Genomic DNA, 17,834 nt, shown 5'->3' on the forward strand with positions numbered 1-17,834 from the left:
GCACGGGGACCTCGCGCCAGGTGAGCGGGGAAGGCCCCGACAGCGCCGAAGGAAACGAACGCGCTGGTCAGGGCCTCTTTCCCTAGCACTCGATGATGTTCACCGCCAGCCCGCCGCGGGCCGTCTCCTTGTACTTGACGCTCATGTCGGCGCCCGTGTCCTTCATGGTCTTGATGACCTTGTCCAGGGACACCTTGTGGGAGCCGTCGCCGCGCATGGCCATGCGGGCCGCGGTGACCGCCTTGACCGCGGCCATGCCGTTGCGCTCGATGCAGGGGATCTGGACCAGGCCGCCGACCGGGTCGCAGGTGAGGCCGAGGTTGTGCTCCATGCCGATCTCGGCCGCGTTCTCGACCTGCTCGGGGGATCCGCCCAGCACCTCGGCCAGCGCGCCCGCCGCCATCGAACAGGCGGAACCGACCTCGCCCTGGCAGCCGACCTCGGCGCCGGAGATGGAGGCGTTCTCCTTGAAGAGCATGCCGATCGCGCCGGCGGCGAGGAGGAAGCGGACCACCCCGTCCTCGTCGGCGCCCGGGACGAAGTTGATGTAGTAGTGCAGGACGGCCGGGATGATGCCGGCCGCGCCGTTCGTGGGGGCGGTGACCACCCGGCCGCCCGCCGCGTTCTCCTCGTTCACGGCCATCGCGTAGAGCGTGATCCACTCCATCGCGTGCGCCAACGGATCGCCCTCGGCGCGCAGTTGGCGCGCGGTGACGGCGGCACGGCGGCGGACCCGCAGACCGCCCGGCAGGATCCCCTCCCGCGACATCCCGCGCGCGACGCACGCCTGCATCACCCGCCAGATGTCCAGCAGACCCTCGCGGATCTCCTCCTCGGTGCGCCAGGCCCGCTCGTTCTCCAGCATCAGCGCGGAGATCGACAGACCCGTCTCCTTCGCAAGGCGCAGCAGCTCGTCGCCCGTGCGGAAGGGGTACTTCAGGACCGTGTCGTCCAGCTTGATGCGGTCCTGGCCGACCGCCTCCTCGTCGACGACGAACCCGCCGCCGACCGAGTAGTACGTCTTGGACAGCAGCTCCGCCCCGGACGCGTCGTACGCCCAGAGGGTCATGCCGTTCGCGTGGTACGGGAGGGTCTTTCGGCGGTGCAGCTTCAGGTCGGCGTCGAAGGAGAACGCGATCTCGTGCTCGCCGAGGAGCGACAGGCGCTTCGTGGCCTTGATCGTCTCGACCCGGTCGTCCGCGCCCTCCACGTCGACGGTGCGCGGCGAGGCGCCCTCCAGACCGAGCAGCACCGCCTTCGGGGTGCCGTGGCCGTGGCCGGTCGCACCGAGCGACCCGTACAGCTCGGAGCGTATGGAGGTGACGGAGTCCAGCAGCCCTTCGTTGCGCAGGCGCAGTGCGAACATGCGGGCCGCGCGCATCGGGCCGACGGTGTGGGAGCTCGACGGGCCGATGCCGATCGAGAACAGGTCGAAGACCGAGATGGCCACGGGAACTCCTCCGAAAAGGGTGGGGGCACACGCCATCGGGTGCCCCCACCAGGGAACTACTTGTCGAGACCGGGGTACAGCGGGTGCTTGTCGGTCAGGGCCTGGACCCGGGCCTTCAGGGCCGCCGCGTCGTAGGACGGCTTCAGCGTCTCCGCGATCACGTCCGCGACCTCGGCGAAGTCCTCGGCCGTGAAGCCTCGGGTGGCCAGCGCCGGGGTGCCGATCCGCAGACCCGAGGTCACCATCGGCGGCCGCGGGTCGTTCGGGACGGCGTTGCGGTTGACCGTGATGCCGACCTCGTGGAGACGGTCCTCGGCCTGCTGCCCGTCCAGCTCGGACGCGCGCAGGTCGACGAGGATCAGGTGGACGTCCGTACCTCCGGACAGCACGTTCACGCCGGCCTCGCGGGCGTCCGCCGCCGTCAGCCGCTCGGCGAGGATGCGCGCACCCTCCACCGTACGACGCTGGCGCTCCTTGAAGTCCTCCGAGGCGGCGACCTTGAAGGAGACCGCCTTCGCCGCGATCACGTGCTCCAGGGGACCGCCCTGGAAGCCCGGGAAGACGGACGAGTTCAGCTTCTTCGCGAAGGCCTGGCGGGCCAGGATGATCCCGCCGCGGGGACCGCCGAGGGTCTTGTGGGTGGTGGAGGTGACCACGTCGGCGTACGGCACCGGGTTCTCGTGCAGGCCCGCCGCGACCAGGCCGGCGAAGTGGGCCATGTCGACCCACAGGTAGGCCTCGACCTCGTCGGCGATCCGCCGGAACTCGGCGAAGTCCAGCTGGCGCGGGTACGCCGACCAGCCGGCGATGATCACCTTCGGCCGGTGCTCCTTGGCGAGCCGCTCCACCTCGGCCATGTCGACGAGTCCGGCGTCGTCGACGTGGTAGGCGACGACGTCGAACTGCTTGCCGGAGAAGTTCAGCCGCATGCCGTGGGTCAGGTGGCCGCCGTGCGCCAGGTCCAGACCCAGGATGGTGTCGCCGGGCTGGGCCAGCGCGAACAGGGCCGCCTGGTTGGCGGAGGCACCGGAGTGCGGCTGCACGTTGGCGTACTCGGCGCCGAACAGCTCCTTCACCCGGTCGATGGCGATCTGCTCGGTGACGTCGACGTGCTCGCAGCCGCCGTAGTAGCGGCGGCCCGGATAGCCTTCGGCGTACTTGTTGGTGAGTACCGAGCCCTGCGCCTCCATGACCGCGACCGGAGCGAAGTTCTCCGAGGCGATCATCTCCAGGGTGGACTGCTGGCGCGCCAGTTCGGCGTCGACGGCCGCCGCGACCTCGGGGTCGAGCTCGTGCAGGGGCGTGTTCAGAACGGACATCTGTTTCTACGTCTCCTCAGCCGGCGGTGAAGGCGGTGTACTCGTCGGCGGAGAGCAGGTCGGCCGGCTCGTCCGCGAAACGCACCTTGAACAGCCAGCCGCCCTCGAAGGGGGCCGAGTTCACCAGGGACGGGTCGTCCACGACGTCCTCGTTGATCTCGGTGATCTCACCGGAGACCGGCGAGTAGAGGTCGGAGACCGACTTGGTCGACTCCAGCTCGCCGCAGGACTCGCCCGCGGTCACGGTGTCACCGACGGCCGGGAGCTGGACGAAGACGACGTCACCGAGCGCGTTGGCCGCGTGCTCCGTGATGCCGACCGTCGCCACGCCGTCCGCGGCGGCCGACAGCCACTCGTGCTCCTTGCTGTAACGCAGCTGCTGGGGGTTGCTCATGGCCTGAATTCTCCTGTACGCGGGGGAGTGGTGGTGAAAGAGGACTGCTGGAAACACGTGTGAGCAGCGGAAATGTGCGCAGGGTCACGCGCCGCCGGGCTCAGTGTCCCCTTCTGGATCTGCTTCGGGGTCTACTTCTGGCGCTTGTAGAACGGCAGGGCCACGACCTCGTACGGTTCGTGGCTGCCCCGGATGTCCACGCCGACACCCGCGGTGCCCGGCGCCGCGTGCGCCGCGTCGACGTACGCCATGGCGATCGGCCTGCCCAGCGTGGGGGAGGGGGCGCCGGAGGTGACCTCGCCGATCACCTCGCCGCCGGCCACCACCGGGAATCCGGCGCGCGGCACCCGGCGGCCCTCGGCGACCAGGCCGACCAGCACCCGCGGCGGCTCGGCCGCGGCACGGTCGGCGGCCTCCCGGAGCGCCTCGCGCCCCACGAAGTCGCCGTCCTTCTCGAACTTCACCACCCGGCCGAGGCCGGCGTCGAAGGGGGTCAGCGAGGTGGTCAGCTCGTGCCCGTAGAGCGGCATGCCCGCCTCCAGGCGCAGGGTGTCCCGGCAGGACAGCCCGCAGGCCACCAGGCCCACCGGGGAACCCGCCTCGGTCAGCGCCTGCCACAGCCGCACCGCGTGCTCGGGCTTCACGAACAGCTCGAAGCCGTCCTCGCCGGTGTAGCCGGTGCGTGCGATCAGCGCCGGGACCCCGGCGACGGTGCCGGGCAGCCCCGCGTAGTACTTCAGGCCGTCCAGGTCGGCGTCGGTCAGCGACTTCAGGATCCCCGGCGACTCCGGTCCCTGGACGGCGATCAGCGCGTACGCGTCCCGGTCGTCCCGCACCTCGGCGTCGAACCCGGCGGCACGCTCCGTCAGTGCGTCGAGGACCACCTGGGCGTTCGAGGCGTTGGCCACGACGAGGTACTCGGTCTCGGCCAGCCGGTAGACGATCAGGTCGTCGAGGATGCCGCCGTCGGCCCGGCAGATCATGGTGTAGCGGGCGCGCCCGACGCCGACGGAGGCGATGTTGCCGACCAGGGCGTGGTTCAGCAGGGCGGCCGCCTGGGGGCCGGTCACGGCGATCTCGCCCATGTGGGAGAGGTCGAAGAGCCCGGCCCTGGTCCGCACGGCGACATGCTCGTCGCGCTCGGATCCGTAGCGCAGGGGCATGTCCCAGCCTGCGAAGTCGGTCATGGTGGCGCCGAGCGAGCGATGCAGGGCATCGAGCGCGGTACGGCGGAGTCCAGCGGAATCGGAACTGCTCATCGGTCGGTCGTCTCCCAAAGATCCCAGGGCATGACAGGCGAGGTCTGTCCTCCCCATCTGTCATCGGAACCTGAGAGGTTCGCCCTGACCACACCGGTGGTCACGGCTTGCACCTTGGGTGGGGCCACCGACACGGCGGCCCGCTTTTCAGATGTGCCTCGCCCGCGCGGTAACGGGGCCTGAGAGATTCAAGGGAGGGACTTGCTCCTTCGGCGCCCCAGCGAAGGCTGCTGAGGACTCTCCCGCGCGGATTCAAACGGCCGGTATGCAGTTGGCGGGCACATCATTGCATGCCGGGCGGAGCTTTGTAACAGGCCTGTGGCCGGAAGCGGACCGAACCGCGAGACACCGTGCATTACCTTCTCTTTACGTTAAGTGGGGAGAACCTTTCCTGAACCCCCAGGGAGGACGATCACGGTGACAAGGACCACGGCATACGCGACGACGGGCATCGCCCTGCCCGAGCAGCCGACGGCCCCGGCCCGCGAGCGGTGCGGGGAGCTCTCCCGCGCTCGGCCGCGCTCGCGCGGGGGGACCCCCATGGCGCCGGTCGTCCGCGATCTGCGCGACCGCGCCGGCCGCGGCCCGCACGGCCTGCTCTTCGGCCCCCGTGACCTGGTCGTGGTCACCGGGCTGCCGGGCAGCGGCAAGTCCACCCTGATGCACCGCACCGTCCAGGGCATCAGGATCGACTCCCAGGACACCCGCGACCGCTGGGACGCCCGCCTGGCCCGCCTCCTGCCGTACGCCCTCTACCGCCCGCTGGTCCGCCTCTCCCACTACGCCGGGCTGCGCCGCGCGCTGCGCACCGGCGAGGGCGTGGTGGTGCACGACTGCGGCACCCAGGCCTGGGTGCGCGACTGGCTGGCCCGCGCGGCCCGCCGCCGCGGCGGCACCCTGCACCTGCTGCTCCTGGACGTCACGCCCGGCACGGCCCTGGACGGGCAGCGCGAGCGCGGCCGGGGCGTCTCCCGGTACGCCTTCCTGCGCCACCGTCACGCCGCCGCCCGCCTGGTGCGCGCGGCGGAGAAGGGCGGGCTGCCCGAGGGCGTGGGCTCGGCGGTGCTCCTTGACCGGGACGCGGCGGACGTGCTGTGCCGGATCGCCTTCCGGAAGGCGGAGAAGCCCGCCGGGTGAGGCTTCCAGAGAGCGGACCGGGTCATGGGGTGAGGCATTGTCACAGCCACCCGCTAGCCTTTTCAGCCTCAGCAGCAGCGGTTTCCAGCAGGCGGTAGGCAGATGGACTATCCGGCGGACATTCCCGCGGACTTCCCGGCACAGGCGCACCCCCACCCGCACGGCGGTTGGCCCGGCAACGAGCTGGAGGAGGTCCTGTCGGCCTCTCTCGGCGTCCCCGAGGCGGCGGGCCGGCTCATCGAGGTACTGGGCCGCAGTTTCCTGTGGATCCCCCTTCCGGAGGGCGGCGGCCCGCACAGCGGCCCGCTGGATCTGCCCACCACGGAGATCGAGGGCCGGGTGTACGTCCCGGTCTTCAGCTCCGAGGAGCAGTTCCGCCAGGTGGTCGGCGCCCATCTGTCGTACACGATCGCCCCGGCCGTCGAGTTCGCCCGCGGCCTGCCGACGCAGGTGGGCATCGCCGTGAACCCCGGGGGAGTGGTGGGTGTCCCGCTGCCGCCGGAGGCGGTCGCCGAGTTGTGCCGGTCCGGCCGCAGCGAACTGGACGGCCCCGCCTCGGGCGGCCGGGTCCGGCTCTTCGAACCGGACTGGCAGGACGATCCGGTGGACTTCCTGGCCCTGGCCTCCGCCGAGTTCGCCCAGACCGGCGTGGTCGCCACGGCCCGCCGCTGCCTGGCCGTGGTCGAGACGGCGGACCCCGTGATGTTCGTGGGCGTCGAACTCTCCCAGTGGGAGGGGGACATCAGGGCGCTGCCCCTGGAGGCGCTGGGCAAGGCCCTCGGCAGGGTCCCGGTCAAGTGGCCGGTGAACCTGGTCCTGCTGGACGTGGCGGACGACCCCGTGGGCCACTGGATGCGGGAGAACGTCCGCCCCTTCTATCAGCACGGCCACTAGGAACGCCCCGAGGCGGCCGACCAGGGGCGTGTGGCCGTGCCGATCCGCGGCTCCGGCGGGCGGGGGCGGCCGGCCACCGGCCGGCCGCACCCGCCGACGGACAACCGGCCTCCATCCCCTCGGCCCTTAAGCTGTCTCCAAACGCGGGGCGACCTCCAACGCGGGGCAACTCAATGAAGGGGCGGTAACACGTGAGCGCCAGCGGCACCGCGGCGACCGGACAGGTCGAGCACATGCTGCGCCAGGTAACCCCCGGGCGCTACGACGCCTACGAGGCACTCCTCCGCGCCCTCGCCACGCCCTCCTCCGGCCAGATCTGGATGCTGCTCTGGCACGGTCAGGGCGGCTCCCCCGACGCCCAGTACGGGAACATGGAGGTCGACGGCCACGGTTACGCCCCCTGCGTGACCTCGGCCCAGGAACTGTCGGCGAGCGGCTGGAACCGTTCGTACGAGGTGGTCGACGGCCTCGACGTGGCCCGCACGCTCTATCCCGACCAATTCGGCCTGTGGCTCAACCCGCACGCCCCGGGCGGCGGGGTCGGCATCCCCTGGCTGGATCTGCGCCGGATCGCGACCGGCCTGGACCGCCAGCCCGCCGGGCCGCTGCGGCTCGCCGAACCGGCCATCGAGATCCCGCAGTTCTACGCGCTGCTGTCGCAGAACGCCCACCGTACGCTCGCGATCCGCTCGCTGCGGCGCGCCTGGGTGCAGCCTGCGCTCGGGGCGCCCTATCTCGCGATCGGGCTCGACGTGTACGACACGTCGCCGCCGGCCGTGGATTCGGTGCGGGCGATGATGCAGCAGTCCATCGGGGCGGTGCCGGACGGGCTGCCGGTGTCGACGGTCGCCATGACCGACGAGTACGACCCGGTGGTGATGTGGATGCGGGCGACCGCCCGGCCGTTCTACGACCGCGAGGCCCACGCGGCCCTGCCACCGGCACCGGCCGCGGGGTACGGCTATCCGCCGGCCCCCGGCGGCTACTGAGAGCATCGGTCCGCGTCTCGCCGAAGAGAGGCGGCCCCGGTGTTGTCGTACTGCGCGGGAAGGGCTTCACCGTGACGGCGTCGAACACGTCGTGGTGTTCTTTCTCATGGAGGCAGGCGTCGTCCGTGTCGAATGCCTCTGTTGTCTCTTTTGGGGCGGGAGCGAGTCCGCGGCATGCTGTGACCTGGGTCACTCGATGCTCGGCGATTCCGGGCGTGGGAGTGTGTCCGCGGCCGGATCTCCGCGTGTAGACCAGGGACTTTGGCCCGACGATATGACGTCTTGTCAGGCTTGCCCCTGTCCGACAGGTGTTACCCGTCGTTCGGATAACGAAACTTCATGCTCGTATCACGGTTGCGCATCCATTCACCGCCAACTCTGGTAACCGGTCACCGCAGCGTTGAAGACTCGCGCTCCAAGGGGTGTTCACCCCTGCTCAGGTGAGAGTGATCATGCCGCTACCAGCGGCAAGTGCAAGCCGGCTACAGCCGGTTGAGAGGGGTCCCTGCCAGATGACGGCACCATTGCACGAGCCGACCGCGGAAGCGGCCCCGAGCGCGGCCGAGGAAGCGGCGGCGGCGACCGCCGGCGAGAAGGCCGTTCAGGGGCGTTCCCTGGGCCGGATCGCCTGGGAGCGCCTGAAGCGGGACAAGCTCGCCCTCACGGGCGGCATCGTCGTGCTCGTCCTCATCGTGGTCGCCCTCCTCGCACCAGTGATCACCCACCTGCTCGGTCAGGACCCGGACGCCTACAACGAGAGCCTGATCGACCCGCTGTTCGGTACCCCCAAGGGATCTCTGGGCGGCATCAGCGGCGACCACCTGCTGGGCGTCGAGCCGGTCAACGGCCGCGACATCCTCGCCCGCATCCTCTACGGCGCCCGTGTCTCCCTCCTGGTGGGCTTCCTCTCCGCCGTCGTCGCGGTGGTCCTCGGCACCGTCCTCGGCATCCTCGCGGGCTTCTTCGGCGGCTGGGTGGACTCGCTCATCAGCCGCGTGATGGACGGCCTGCTGGCCTTCCCGCAGCTGCTGTTCACGATCGCCCTGGTCTCCGTCATGCCGAACAACATGCTGGGCCTGTCCGGGTCCAACGTGCGCGTGTTCGTGATGATCCTGGTCATCGGCTTCTTCGGCTGGCCCTACATCGGACGCGTGGTGCGCGGTCAGACGCTGTCCATGCGTGAGCGCGAGTACGTCGAGGCCGCCCGGTCCCTGGGCGCCGGCCGGTTCTACATCCTGTTCAAGGAACTGCTGCCCAACCTCGTCGCGCCGATCATCGTCTACACGACGATGATGATCCCCACCAACATCCTCACCGAGGCGGCCCTCAGCTTCCTGGGCGTCGGCGTCAAGCCGCCCACCTCGTCCTGGGGACAGATGCTGTCGAGCGCCATCGACTACTACGAGTCCGACCCCATGTACATGGTGGTCCCGGGTGTGGCGATCTTCATCACCGTCCTCGCCTTCAACCTTTTCGGAGACGGCGTGCGGGACGCGCTGGATCCGAAGGCGTCCCGCTGAACAAGCCGTATCCCAAAGCGTCCCGTGGCACCAACACGGGGTCTCTCATCTAATCCGGAGGATCCGAGATCGTGACTACCCAACGCACCTCAGGGCGGCGTAAGCAGGCGTTTGCCGCCGCTGCTGCGGTCGCCGCACTGCTGACCACGGCGGCGTGCGGCGGCGGAGGCAGCGACGACAACAACGGTTCGAAGACCGGCGCCGCCGGCTTCGACGCTGCGAACAACAAGGTCGCCCAGGCTTCGCTGGCCAAGAAGGGTGGCACGCTGCGGTTCGGCGGTGCCCAGGACGCGGACTCGTGGGACACCACGCGTGGCTACTACGGCTTCATGTGGAACTTCGCGCGCTACTACAGCCGCCAGCTGGTCACGGGCAAGACGGAGCCGGGCAAGGCCGGCGCCGAGCTGACCCCGGACCTCGCCACCGGTCTCGCCAAGGTCACCGACGGCGGCAAGACCTACACGTACACCCTGCGTGACGGCATCACGTGGGAGGACGGCAAGCCGATAACGTCCAAGGACGTCAAGTACGGCATCGAGCGCGTCTGGGCGCAGGACGTGCTGTCCGGCGGCCCGACCTACCTCAAGGACTTCCTGGACCCCAAGGGCGAGTACAAGGGCCCCTACAAGGACACGTCCAAGGACAAGCTCGGCCTGAAGGCCATCACCACGCCGGACGACAAGACGGTCGTCTTCCACCTCCCGAAGGCCAACTCGGACTTCCAGGAGGTGCTGGGTCTGGTCTCGGCCTCCCCGGTCCGCCAGGACATGGACACCAAGTCCAAGTACGGCCTGAAGCCGTTCTCCTCCGGCCCGTACAAGTTCGAGTCCTACAGCCCCGGCAAGAGCCTGACGCTGGTGCGCAACACGAACTGGAAGCAGTCCTCGGACCCGGTCCGCAAGGCGTACCCGGACAAGATCACCGTCCAGTTCTTCTCGGACGCCAACCAGCTGGACCAGCGCCTGCTCAACGGTGACCTGGACCTGGACATCAACCAGACCGGCATGTCCCCGCAGGGCCGCACCACCGCCCTGAAGGAGCACAAGGCCAACCTGGACAACCCGGTCTCCGGCTACATCCGTTACGCGGTCTTCCCGCAGAGCGTGAAGCCGTTCGACAACATCGAGTGCCGCAAGGCCGTGATCCTCGGTGCGGACCACGTGTCGCTGCAGACCGCGCGTGGTGGCCCGATCGCCGGTGGTGACATCGGCACGAACATGCTCCCGCCGTCCGTCCCGGGCGCCGAGGGCCAGAAGTACGACCCGTACGGCATCTCCGGTGCCGACAAGAACGGCAACGTCGAGAAGGCCAAGGCGGCGCTGAAGGCGTGCGGCAAGCCGAACGGGTTCTCCACCACCATCGCGGTGCGCAACAACAAGCCGGTCGAGGTGGCCACGGCCCAGTCGCTCCAGGCGTCGCTGAAGAAGATCGGCATCAACGCGCAGATCGACCAGTACGACGGCTCGCAGACCACCGGCATCATCGGTAGCCCCTCGAACGTGAAGAAGAAGGGCTACGGCATCATCATCATGGGCTGGGGTCCGGACTTCCCGACCGTCCAGGGCTTCGGTCTGCCGCTGTGGGACAGCAAGTACATCGCGCAGAGCGGTAACAACAACTTCGCCCTGATCAACGACAAGACCATCGACGGTCTGTTCAACCAGTACGTCACCACGCTGGACGACGCGGGCAAGACCAAGATCTCGACCGAGATCAACCACAAGGTCATGGAGGGCGCGTACTACCTGCCCTTCACCTTCGAGAAGTTCATCAACTGGCGCGGCGACAACCTCGCGAACGTCTACACGACGGACAACTACAGCGGTACGTACGACTTCGTGAACCTCGGTCTGAAGTCCGCAAAGTAATCCCGGCACACCCGCCGTACGGCACGAAAGGCAGGTGAAGGCCGGCGCGGCGTGGCCGTGGGCCATCGGACGACCTCCGGTGGCCCGCGGCCCCGCAGCGGGCCGTAAGCTGTGCTCGCTTACCTCATCAGGCGGCTGTTCGCCGCCGCAGTGATGCTCGTGGTCATCGTCATGGTGGTCTTCGGCATCTTCTTCCTCGTCCCCAAGTGGGCGGGCGTCGACATCGCCACGAGTTTCGTGGGCAAGCAGGCCGACCCGGCAGCCGTCGAGGCCGTACGGCAGAAGCTGGGCCTGAGCGACCCGATCTACGCCCAGGTCTGGCACTTCTTCAAGGGCATCTTCGTCGGACGCACCTACTCCGGCGGCGGCGACGTCACGCACTGCGCCGCGCCCTGCTTCGGCTACTCCTTCCGCAGCGAGCAGGCCGTCTGGCCGGTGCTCACCGACCGCTTCCCGGTGACCCTGGGACTGGCGCTCGGTGCCGCCGTGCTGTGGCTGATCTTCGGTGTCGCGGCCGGTGTGCTCTCCGCGCTCAAGCGGGGCAGCATCTGGGACCGCGGTGCGATGGTCGTCGCGTTGGCGGGTGTCTCCCTCCCCATCTACTTCACCGGTCTGCTCAGCCTGGCGATCTTCGCCTTCGGACTGAAATGGATCGACGCCCAGTACGTGCCATTCGACCAGAGCGTCAGCGGCTGGTTCGGCGGCATGATCCTGCCCTGGATCACCCTCGCCTTCCTGTACGCGGCGATGTACGCCCGGATCACCCGCGCCACCATGCTGGAGATCCTCGGCGAGGACTACATCCGCACGGCGCGCGCGAAGGGCCTCAAGGAGCAGACCGTCATCGGCAAGCACGCGATGCGCTCCACGATGACCCCCATCCTGACCATGCTCGGCATGGACCTCGGCGCTCTCATCGGCGGCGCCATCCTTACGGAGTCGACGTTCAACCTGCCCGGTCTCGGCCGTGCGGTGCTCGACGCCATCCGTAACCAGGACCTGCCCATCATCCTGGGCGTGACCCTGATCACTTCTCTCGCGGTGCTGATCGCCAACCTCGTGGTGGACATCCTGTACGCCGTGATCGACCCCCGAGTGAGGCTCACATGACCGAACTGAGCAAGAGCGGGGCCGCCGTGGGCGAGCCCACCTCCGCTTCGCCCGCCCCGACGTCCTTCCTGGAAGTGCGCGACCTGAAGGTGCACTTCCCGACCGACGACGGTCTGGTCAAGTCCGTCGACGGGCTCAGCTTCACGCTGGAGAAGGGCAAGACCCTCGGCATCGTGGGCGAGTCCGGCTCCGGCAAGTCGGTGACCTCGCTCGGCATCATGGGCCTGCACACCGCCGGCCAGTACGGCAAGCGCAAGGCGCAGATCTCCGGCGAGATCTGGCTGGACGGCACCGAGCTGCTCTCCGCCGACCCCGACCACGTGCGCAAGCTGCGCGGCCGGGACATGGCGATGATCTTCCAGGACCCGCTGTCCGCGCTGCATCCGTACTACACGATCGGCCAGCAGATCGTGGAGGCCTACCGGATCCACCACGACGTCACCAAGAAGGCCGCGAAGAAGCGCGCGGTCGAGATGCTCGACCGGGTGGGCATCCCGCAGCCGGACAAGCGCGTCGACAGCTATCCGCACGAGTTCTCCGGCGGTATGCGCCAGCGCGCGATGATCGCGATGTCGCTGGTGAACAACCCCGAGCTGCTCATCGCGGACGAGCCGACGACCGCCCTGGACGTGACCGTCCAGGCGCAGATCCTCGACCTGATCCGGGACCTGCAGACGGAGTTCGGCTCGGCTGTCATCGTCATCACCCACGACCTGGGCGTCGTCGCCGAGCTCGCCGACGACATCCTGGTGATGTACGGCGGCCGCTGCGTCGAACGGGGCCCGGCCGAGAAGGTGTTCTACGAGCCCCGCCACCCCTACACCTGGGGCCTGCTCGGCTCGATGCCGCGGCTCGACCGCGAGCAGCAGGAGCGCCTGATCCCGGTCAAGGGCTCCCCGCCCTCCCTGATCAACGTCCCGTCCGGCTGCGCCTTCAACCCGCGCTGCCCGTACGCCGACGTCCCGAAGGACAACGTCACCCGCACGGTCCGCCCCGAGCTGACCGAGGTCGGCAGCCAGCACTGGGCCGCCTGCCACATGACGCACGAGCAGCGGGAGCGGATCTGGACCGAAGAGATTGCGCCGAAGCTGTGAGCGAGGACAAAGCGGTGACCATCCCTGCGCAGAGCGAAGGTGCCACCCTCACCAAGGACGCCACCCCTGGCGAGACCCTGCTGAAGGTGACCGGGCTCCAGAAGCACTTCCCGATCAAGAAGGGCCTGCTCCAGCGGCAGGTCGGCGCCGTGCACGCGGTCGACGGTCTCGACTTCGAGGTCAAGGCCGGTGAGACGCTCGGCGTCGTGGGCGAGTCGGGCTGCGGCAAGTCGACGATGGGCCGGCTGATCACCCGGCTGCTGGAGCCGACCGGCGGCAAGGTCGAGTTCGAGGGCAAGGACATCACGCACCTCGGGGTGGGCGGCATGCGTCCGCTGCGCCGCGACGTTCAGATGATCTTCCAGGACCCGTACTCCTCGCTGAACCCGCGCCACACCATCGGCACGATCATCGGCGCCCCCTTCAAGCTGCAGGGCGTCACGCCCCCGGGCGGCATCAAGGCGGAGGTCCAGCGACTGCTGTCGGTCGTGGGCCTCAACCCCGAGCACTACAACCGCTACCCGCACGAGTTCTCCGGCGGTCAGCGCCAGCGCATCGGCATCGCCCGCGCGCTCGCCCTGAAGCCGAAGCTGGTCGTGGCGGACGAGCCGGTCTCGGCGCTGGACGTGTCGATCCAGGCGCAGGTCGTCAACCTGCTGGACGACCTCCAGCAGGAGCTCGGTCTGACGTACGTGATCATCGCGCACGACCTCTCGGTCGTCCGGCACGTCTCGGACCGGATCGCGGTGATGTACCTCGGCAAGATCGTGGAGCTGGCCGACCGCGAGTCGCTGTACAAGGCGCCGATGCACCCGTACACCAAGGCGCTCATGTCGGCGGTGCCGATCCCGGACCCGCGGCGCAAGAACGCCAAGAGCGACCGCATCCTGCTCCAGGGTGACGTGCCCTCGCCGATCTCGCCGCCGAGCGGCTGCCGGTTCCACACCCGGTGCTGGAAGGCGACGGAGATCTGCAAGACCACCGAGCCGAAGCTCGTCGAGCTGAAGCCCGGTCAGCAGGTCGCCTGCCACCACCCGGAGAACTTCGCCGACCAGGCCCCGCAGGACACGGTTCTGCTGACGGTCGCCAAGGAGGCGGCCGAGCTGGTCGCGGCCGAGGTGCTCGCGGAGTCCGCGGAGACGTCGGCGGCGGTGGCGGCGGAGGTCGCCGAAGCCGCGACTCCGGCGCAGGCCGACGGCCAGGAGTCGGCCGAGGCCGAGAGCCAGGAGCCTGCGGAGGCCGAGAGCGAGGAGTCGGCGGAGGCCGAGGGCCAGGATTCGGCGGAGGCCGAGAGCCAGGAGTCGGCCGAGGCCGAGAACGAGGGGCCGATCGACAAGCAGAACTGATCGCTTGTCGAAGTGCGACGCGGAAGTACCGGCAGGGGCCACCCCTGTCGGTACTTTCATGAGGGCCAGGAGTCAACCGGCGGGTGACGCATGACAAGTTGGTAAAGTCATGCACATGACCGTGCGGGAGCCTGCAGAGTCGTCCGTGTCCGGACATCGGCACACGCTCGAGAGGGACGACTCATGAAACTCTCCCGTTCGGCACGTTTAGGGGCCCTCGCGACAGCGGCGGCCTCTTTCCTTGTCATAGCCGCCTCTCCCGCCCCCTCACCCGGTGCCCCCGGCATCGGTGACCCCTACTTCCCCGACCTGGGCAACGGCGGCTTCGACGCCCGTCACTACGACCTCGACGTGGCGTACAACCCGGACACCGACCGTCTCGACGGCCGTACGACACTCACCGCGCACGCCACCCAGAACCTCTCCTCCTTCGATCTCGACCTCCAGAAGCTGGAGGTCACACGCGTCGAAGTGAACGGCAGACGCGCCCAGTTCGCGCGCACCGGCGACGAGATCACCATCACGCCGAGGAACCCGCTGTCCAAGGGCCGCGACTTCACCGTCACCGTCACCTACGGCGGCGTCCCCGAGCCCCTCAGCGGCCCCATCGTCTTCGGCTCCGACTACGGCTGGATGAAGACCGCCGACGGCGTCTTCGTCGCCTGCGAGCCCAACGCCGCCTCCACCTGGTTCCCGTCCAGCGACCACCCCTCCGACAAGGCCACCTACGACATCCGGATCAAGGCCCCGAAGGGCCTGACCGGCGTCTCCAACGGCCGGCTGGTCTCGACGTACGACAAGGGCGCCTCGACGTACACGCACTGGCGCGAGAGCCGGCCCATGGCGACCTATCTCGCCACCGCCACCATCGGGAAGTTCGACGTGCGGACGGGGAAGACGCCCTCCGGCATCCCCATCTACGTCGCCATCGACCCGGTCCTCGCCAACAGCAACAGCGTCGACGTGTACGCCGTGACGGCCGCCGCCACCGACTACTGGTCGCAGATCTTCGGGCCGTACCCCTTCGAGGAGACCGGCGCGATCGTCGACGACATGCCGGAGGCCGGGTTCTCGCTCGAGGTGCAGAGCAAGCCGGCCTACTCGGCGGTGCGCAACGAGACGACGATCGTGCACGAGCTGGCCCACCAGTGGTTCGGCGACTCGGTGAGCGTGGCGCAGTGGAAGGACATCTGGCTCAACGAGGGCTTCGCCACCTACGCCCAGTGGCTGTGGGCGGAGCACCAGGGCACCCGCTCGGCCCACGACTCCTTCCTGGCCGGCTACAACTCCCGCGCCGCGGACAACGCCTTCTGGCAGACCGTCGTCGCCGACCCGCAGCGCGACACCATGTTCGCCTCCGCCGTCTACCAGCGCGGCGCGATGACCCTCCAGATGCTGCGCGAGCGGATCGGGGACACCGCGTTCTTCAAGCTGCTGCCCGCCTGGACGAAGCTGCACCGGTACGGCAACGCCGACACCGCCGACTTCATCCGGCTCGCGGAGAAGGTCTCCGGGCAGCAACTCGACGACCTGTTCCAGACCTGGCTGTTCACCCCAGGGAAACCCGCCCTGTGAGCCTGGCTTTGTAAGGTTCATGCACCCTGACAGGTCACAATGTCAGGGTGCAGCTCCAGCAACTCTTCTCTCCCTCCGTCCAGCACACGCTCGATGTCATCGGCATCTTCGTCTTCGCGATCTCCGGCGCGCTGCTGGCCGTCCGCAAGAACTTCGACGTCTTCGGCATCGCCGTGCTCGCCGAGGTCACCGCGCTGGGCGGAGGGATCTTCCGGGACGTGATCATCGGGGCCGTGCCCCCGGCCGCCTTCACGGACCTGGGGTACTTCATCACCCCCCTGCTCACGGCGCTCGTGGTGTTCTTCCTGCATCCGCACGTCGAGCGCATCCAGTCGTCGGTGCTGGTCTTCGACGCGGCCGGCCTCGGCCTGTTCTGCGTGACCGGCACCACGAAGGCGTACTCCTACGGCCTCAACCTGACCGCCTCGGTCGCCCTGGGGCTCGCCACCGCGGTCGGCGGCGGTGTGCTCAGGGACGTGCTCGCCAACGAGGTTCCCTCGCTGCTGCGCTGGGACCGCGACCTGTACGCGGTCCCGGCGATCGTCGGGGCGACGATGGTGGCACTGTGCATCCACTACGACGCGCTGACCCCGTTCACCAGCGCGCTCGCGGTCGTCACCGCTTTCGTGCTGCGCCTGCTCGCGATGCGGTTCCACTGGCGAGCGCCGCGTGCGTGGAACCGGCGGACAACGGTTCGCGAGGAGTAGTACCGGCCCTGACGTGGCTCTGCCCCATGTTGACCGTCAGCCACTCGAAGACGGCCGGGACCTGGGGCCGCCACAGCGCCATGTTGTGACCGCCCGCGCTGCGCGGCAGGAACACCACATGCACGGTGGTCGGTGCCTTGGCGATCTGTTCGAGCGCCACTCCGGCCTGGTAGCCGTCGCCGGACTCGCCGGAGACGTAGAGGGCGATCCGGGGCGGGGCGGCCGCCTTCCGGAGCAGCAGGTAGGGGTTGTTCCGCTCGCGCAGGGTCACGCTCTGCGCGGCGAGCGAATTGCGTTCGCCGATCGGGTCGTTGTAGCCCGACAGGCTGATCGCGGCCCGGTAGCGGTCCGGGTGGGCGACGGCCAGCTTGACCGCGCAGTGCGCGCCCGCCGAGTACCCGGCGACCGCCCAGTCGGCCGGAGCCGCGGCGGCGCGGAAGTTGTCGGTCACCATCTTCGGCACGTCGACGCTGAGCCAGCTGTCGGCGTTCACGGTGCCCGGGATGTTGGCGCAGCCGGTGTCCACGCCGGCCAGCAGGTTGGTGCGCGGGGCGACCAGGATGAAGGGCGCGACCCTGCCGCTGCGCATCAGCGGCAGCAACTGCTCGTGCACCTTCAGCGAACCGAACCAGGCCTTGGCCGAGCCGGGATAGCCCGGCAGCAGCTCCACCACCGGGAACCGGTGGTAGCGGTACTTCGGTTCGTTGTACTGGGGCGGCAGCCAGACGTAGACCTCGGCGTTCACACCCGAGACCCGGCCCTTGAGCTGGGTCACCCGAACCCCGCCGGCCGCGCGCATGGCCGGCCCGTCGGCCGCCGTGAAGCTCTGCCTCACCTTGGGCAACCGTTTCAGCGCTATGCCGCCGGTACCGTCCTGGCCGAGGTCGGCGGCCTGCTGGACGTGGTCGCCGGTACCGAGCAGGTCGGCCCAGTTGTCGTACAGGTCGTTCTGGTTGTTGACCAGCACGAAGATCAACGTCACCGCGGTGGCCTGCGCGAACAGCAGCATCAGGACGCGGGCCGCGGTGCGCACGGCCTTGGGCCCGCGCATCCTCGACCACAGCACGAGCGGGAGTATGAGGGCGACCACGGACAGGACGATGGTCGTGTAGAGGAACGGAGTCCCGGTGAGGCTCATGACCCCATAGAGGGGAATTCCGGGCTCCGGGTTA

15 protein-coding genes and 1 riboswitch are annotated in these 17,834 nt (G+C 69.1%); of the genes, 10 read left to right on the top strand and 5 right to left on the bottom strand.

The annotated features are described in order from the left end of the window. Positions 1-82: 82 nt before the first annotated feature. The 4 genes from ABZ642_RS18285 to gcvT form a co-directional block, all read right to left on the bottom strand. Positions 83-1,450 (bottom strand): L-serine ammonia-lyase, encoded by a 1,368-nt coding sequence (locus tag ABZ642_RS18285; protein ID WP_360484500.1) that lies wholly within the window; start codon positions 1,448-1,450, stop codon positions 83-85. Positions 1,451-1,506: 56 nt separating this feature from the next. Next, positions 1,507-2,769: a serine hydroxymethyltransferase gene (glyA, locus tag ABZ642_RS18290; protein WP_360484503.1), complete on the bottom strand. Its 1,263-nt coding sequence runs from the start codon at positions 2,767-2,769 to the stop codon at positions 1,507-1,509. 16 nt (positions 2,770-2,785) lie between these two features. Then, a complete protein-coding gene (gene gcvH / locus ABZ642_RS18295; protein ID WP_360484506.1) occupies positions 2,786-3,163 on the bottom strand; it encodes a glycine cleavage system protein GcvH in 378 nt (125 codons plus the stop codon). Between the two features lie 131 nt (positions 3,164-3,294). Beyond that, a complete protein-coding gene (gene gcvT / locus ABZ642_RS18300; protein ID WP_360484508.1) occupies positions 3,295-4,422 on the bottom strand; it encodes a glycine cleavage system aminomethyltransferase GcvT in 1,128 nt (375 codons plus the stop codon). 157 nt (positions 4,423-4,579) lie between these two features. Beyond that, positions 4,580-4,677: riboswitch (glycine riboswitch) on the bottom strand. Between the two features lie 156 nt (positions 4,678-4,833). Here gcvT and ABZ642_RS18305 point away from each other — a divergent pair. The 10 genes from ABZ642_RS18305 (at position 4,834) to ABZ642_RS18350 (ending at position 16,662) form a co-directional block, all read left to right on the top strand. Continuing rightward, entirely contained in the window at positions 4,834-5,559 is a 726-nt protein-coding gene (locus tag ABZ642_RS18305) for an AAA family ATPase (protein WP_360485174.1), read from the top strand. A gap of 102 nt (positions 5,560-5,661) precedes the next feature. Beyond that, complete coding sequence (locus tag ABZ642_RS18310; protein ID WP_360484511.1) at positions 5,662-6,453, top strand: enhanced serine sensitivity protein SseB; 792 nt, start codon at positions 5,662-5,664, stop codon at positions 6,451-6,453. A 191-nt stretch (positions 6,454-6,644) separates the two neighbouring features. After that, positions 6,645-7,442: an enhanced serine sensitivity protein SseB C-terminal domain-containing protein gene (locus tag ABZ642_RS18315; RefSeq protein WP_360484514.1), complete on the top strand. Its 798-nt coding sequence runs from the start codon at positions 6,645-6,647 to the stop codon at positions 7,440-7,442. Positions 7,443-7,954: 512 nt separating this feature from the next. Continuing rightward, positions 7,955-8,962, top strand: coding sequence for an ABC transporter permease (locus tag ABZ642_RS18320; protein WP_360484517.1), 1,008 nt, complete (start codon positions 7,955-7,957; stop codon positions 8,960-8,962). Positions 8,963-9,033: 71 nt separating this feature from the next. Then, complete coding sequence (locus ABZ642_RS18325) at positions 9,034-10,830, top strand: ABC transporter substrate-binding protein (RefSeq protein WP_360484520.1); 1,797 nt, start codon at positions 9,034-9,036, stop codon at positions 10,828-10,830. 111 nt (positions 10,831-10,941) lie between these two features. Then, the gene (locus ABZ642_RS18330; RefSeq protein WP_360484523.1) at positions 10,942-11,940 is read left to right on the top strand and encodes an ABC transporter permease; all 999 of its coding nucleotides are present in this window, start codon (positions 10,942-10,944) and stop codon (positions 11,938-11,940) included. Continuing rightward, positions 11,937-13,034, top strand: coding sequence for an ABC transporter ATP-binding protein (locus ABZ642_RS18335; RefSeq protein ID WP_360484525.1), 1,098 nt, complete (start codon positions 11,937-11,939; stop codon positions 13,032-13,034). The genes ABZ642_RS18330 and ABZ642_RS18335 overlap by 4 nt, the downstream gene beginning before the upstream one ends. Before the next feature lie 14 nt (positions 13,035-13,048). Beyond that, positions 13,049-14,380 carry a dipeptide ABC transporter ATP-binding protein gene (locus ABZ642_RS18340; protein WP_360484528.1) on the top strand — a complete coding sequence of 444 codons (1,332 nt, stop codon included), beginning with the start codon at positions 13,049-13,051 and terminating at the stop codon, positions 14,378-14,380. Positions 14,381-14,563: 183 nt separating this feature from the next. Then, complete coding sequence (locus ABZ642_RS18345; RefSeq protein ID WP_360484531.1) at positions 14,564-15,955, top strand: M1 family metallopeptidase; 1,392 nt, start codon at positions 14,564-14,566, stop codon at positions 15,953-15,955. Between the two features lie 47 nt (positions 15,956-16,002). Further along, positions 16,003-16,662, top strand: a complete 660-nt coding sequence (locus tag ABZ642_RS18350) for a trimeric intracellular cation channel family protein (protein WP_360484534.1) — start codon at positions 16,003-16,005, stop codon at positions 16,660-16,662. On the opposite strand, the gene ABZ642_RS18355 is transcribed toward ABZ642_RS18350, so the two are convergent. After that, positions 16,571-17,800, bottom strand: a complete 1,230-nt coding sequence (locus tag ABZ642_RS18355; RefSeq protein ID WP_360484537.1) for an alpha/beta hydrolase-fold protein — start codon at positions 17,798-17,800, stop codon at positions 16,571-16,573. The genes ABZ642_RS18350 and ABZ642_RS18355 overlap by 92 nt on opposite strands. Between the last annotated feature and the right edge of the window lie 34 nt (positions 17,801-17,834).

Source organism: Streptomyces sp. NPDC007157 (genome assembly GCF_040634235.1).
Lineage (GTDB): Bacteria > Actinomycetota > Actinomycetes > Streptomycetales > Streptomycetaceae > Streptomyces.

Bases quoted from the DNA above. Each gene is read 5' to 3' on its own strand.
- ABZ642_RS18310 (WP_360484511.1), top strand. From the start codon at position 5,662: ATGGACTATCCGGCGGACATTCCCGCGGACTTCCCGGCACAGGCGCAC.
- gcvT (WP_360484508.1), bottom strand. From the start codon at position 4,422: ATGAGCAGTTCCGATTCCGCTGGACTCCGCCGTACCGCGCTCGATGCC.
- ABZ642_RS18355 (WP_360484537.1), bottom strand. From the start codon at position 17,800: ATGAGCCTCACCGGGACTCCGTTCCTCTACACGACCATCGTCCTGTCC.
- gcvH (WP_360484506.1), bottom strand. From the start codon at position 3,163: ATGAGCAACCCCCAGCAGCTGCGTTACAGCAAGGAGCACGAGTGGCTG.
- ABZ642_RS18320 (WP_360484517.1), top strand. From the start codon at position 7,955: ATGACGGCACCATTGCACGAGCCGACCGCGGAAGCGGCCCCGAGCGCG.
- ABZ642_RS18345 (WP_360484531.1), top strand. From the start codon at position 14,564: ATGAAACTCTCCCGTTCGGCACGTTTAGGGGCCCTCGCGACAGCGGCG.
- ABZ642_RS18335 (WP_360484525.1), top strand. From the start codon at position 11,937: ATGACCGAACTGAGCAAGAGCGGGGCCGCCGTGGGCGAGCCCACCTCC.
- glyA (WP_360484503.1), bottom strand. From the start codon at position 2,769: ATGTCCGTTCTGAACACGCCCCTGCACGAGCTCGACCCCGAGGTCGCG.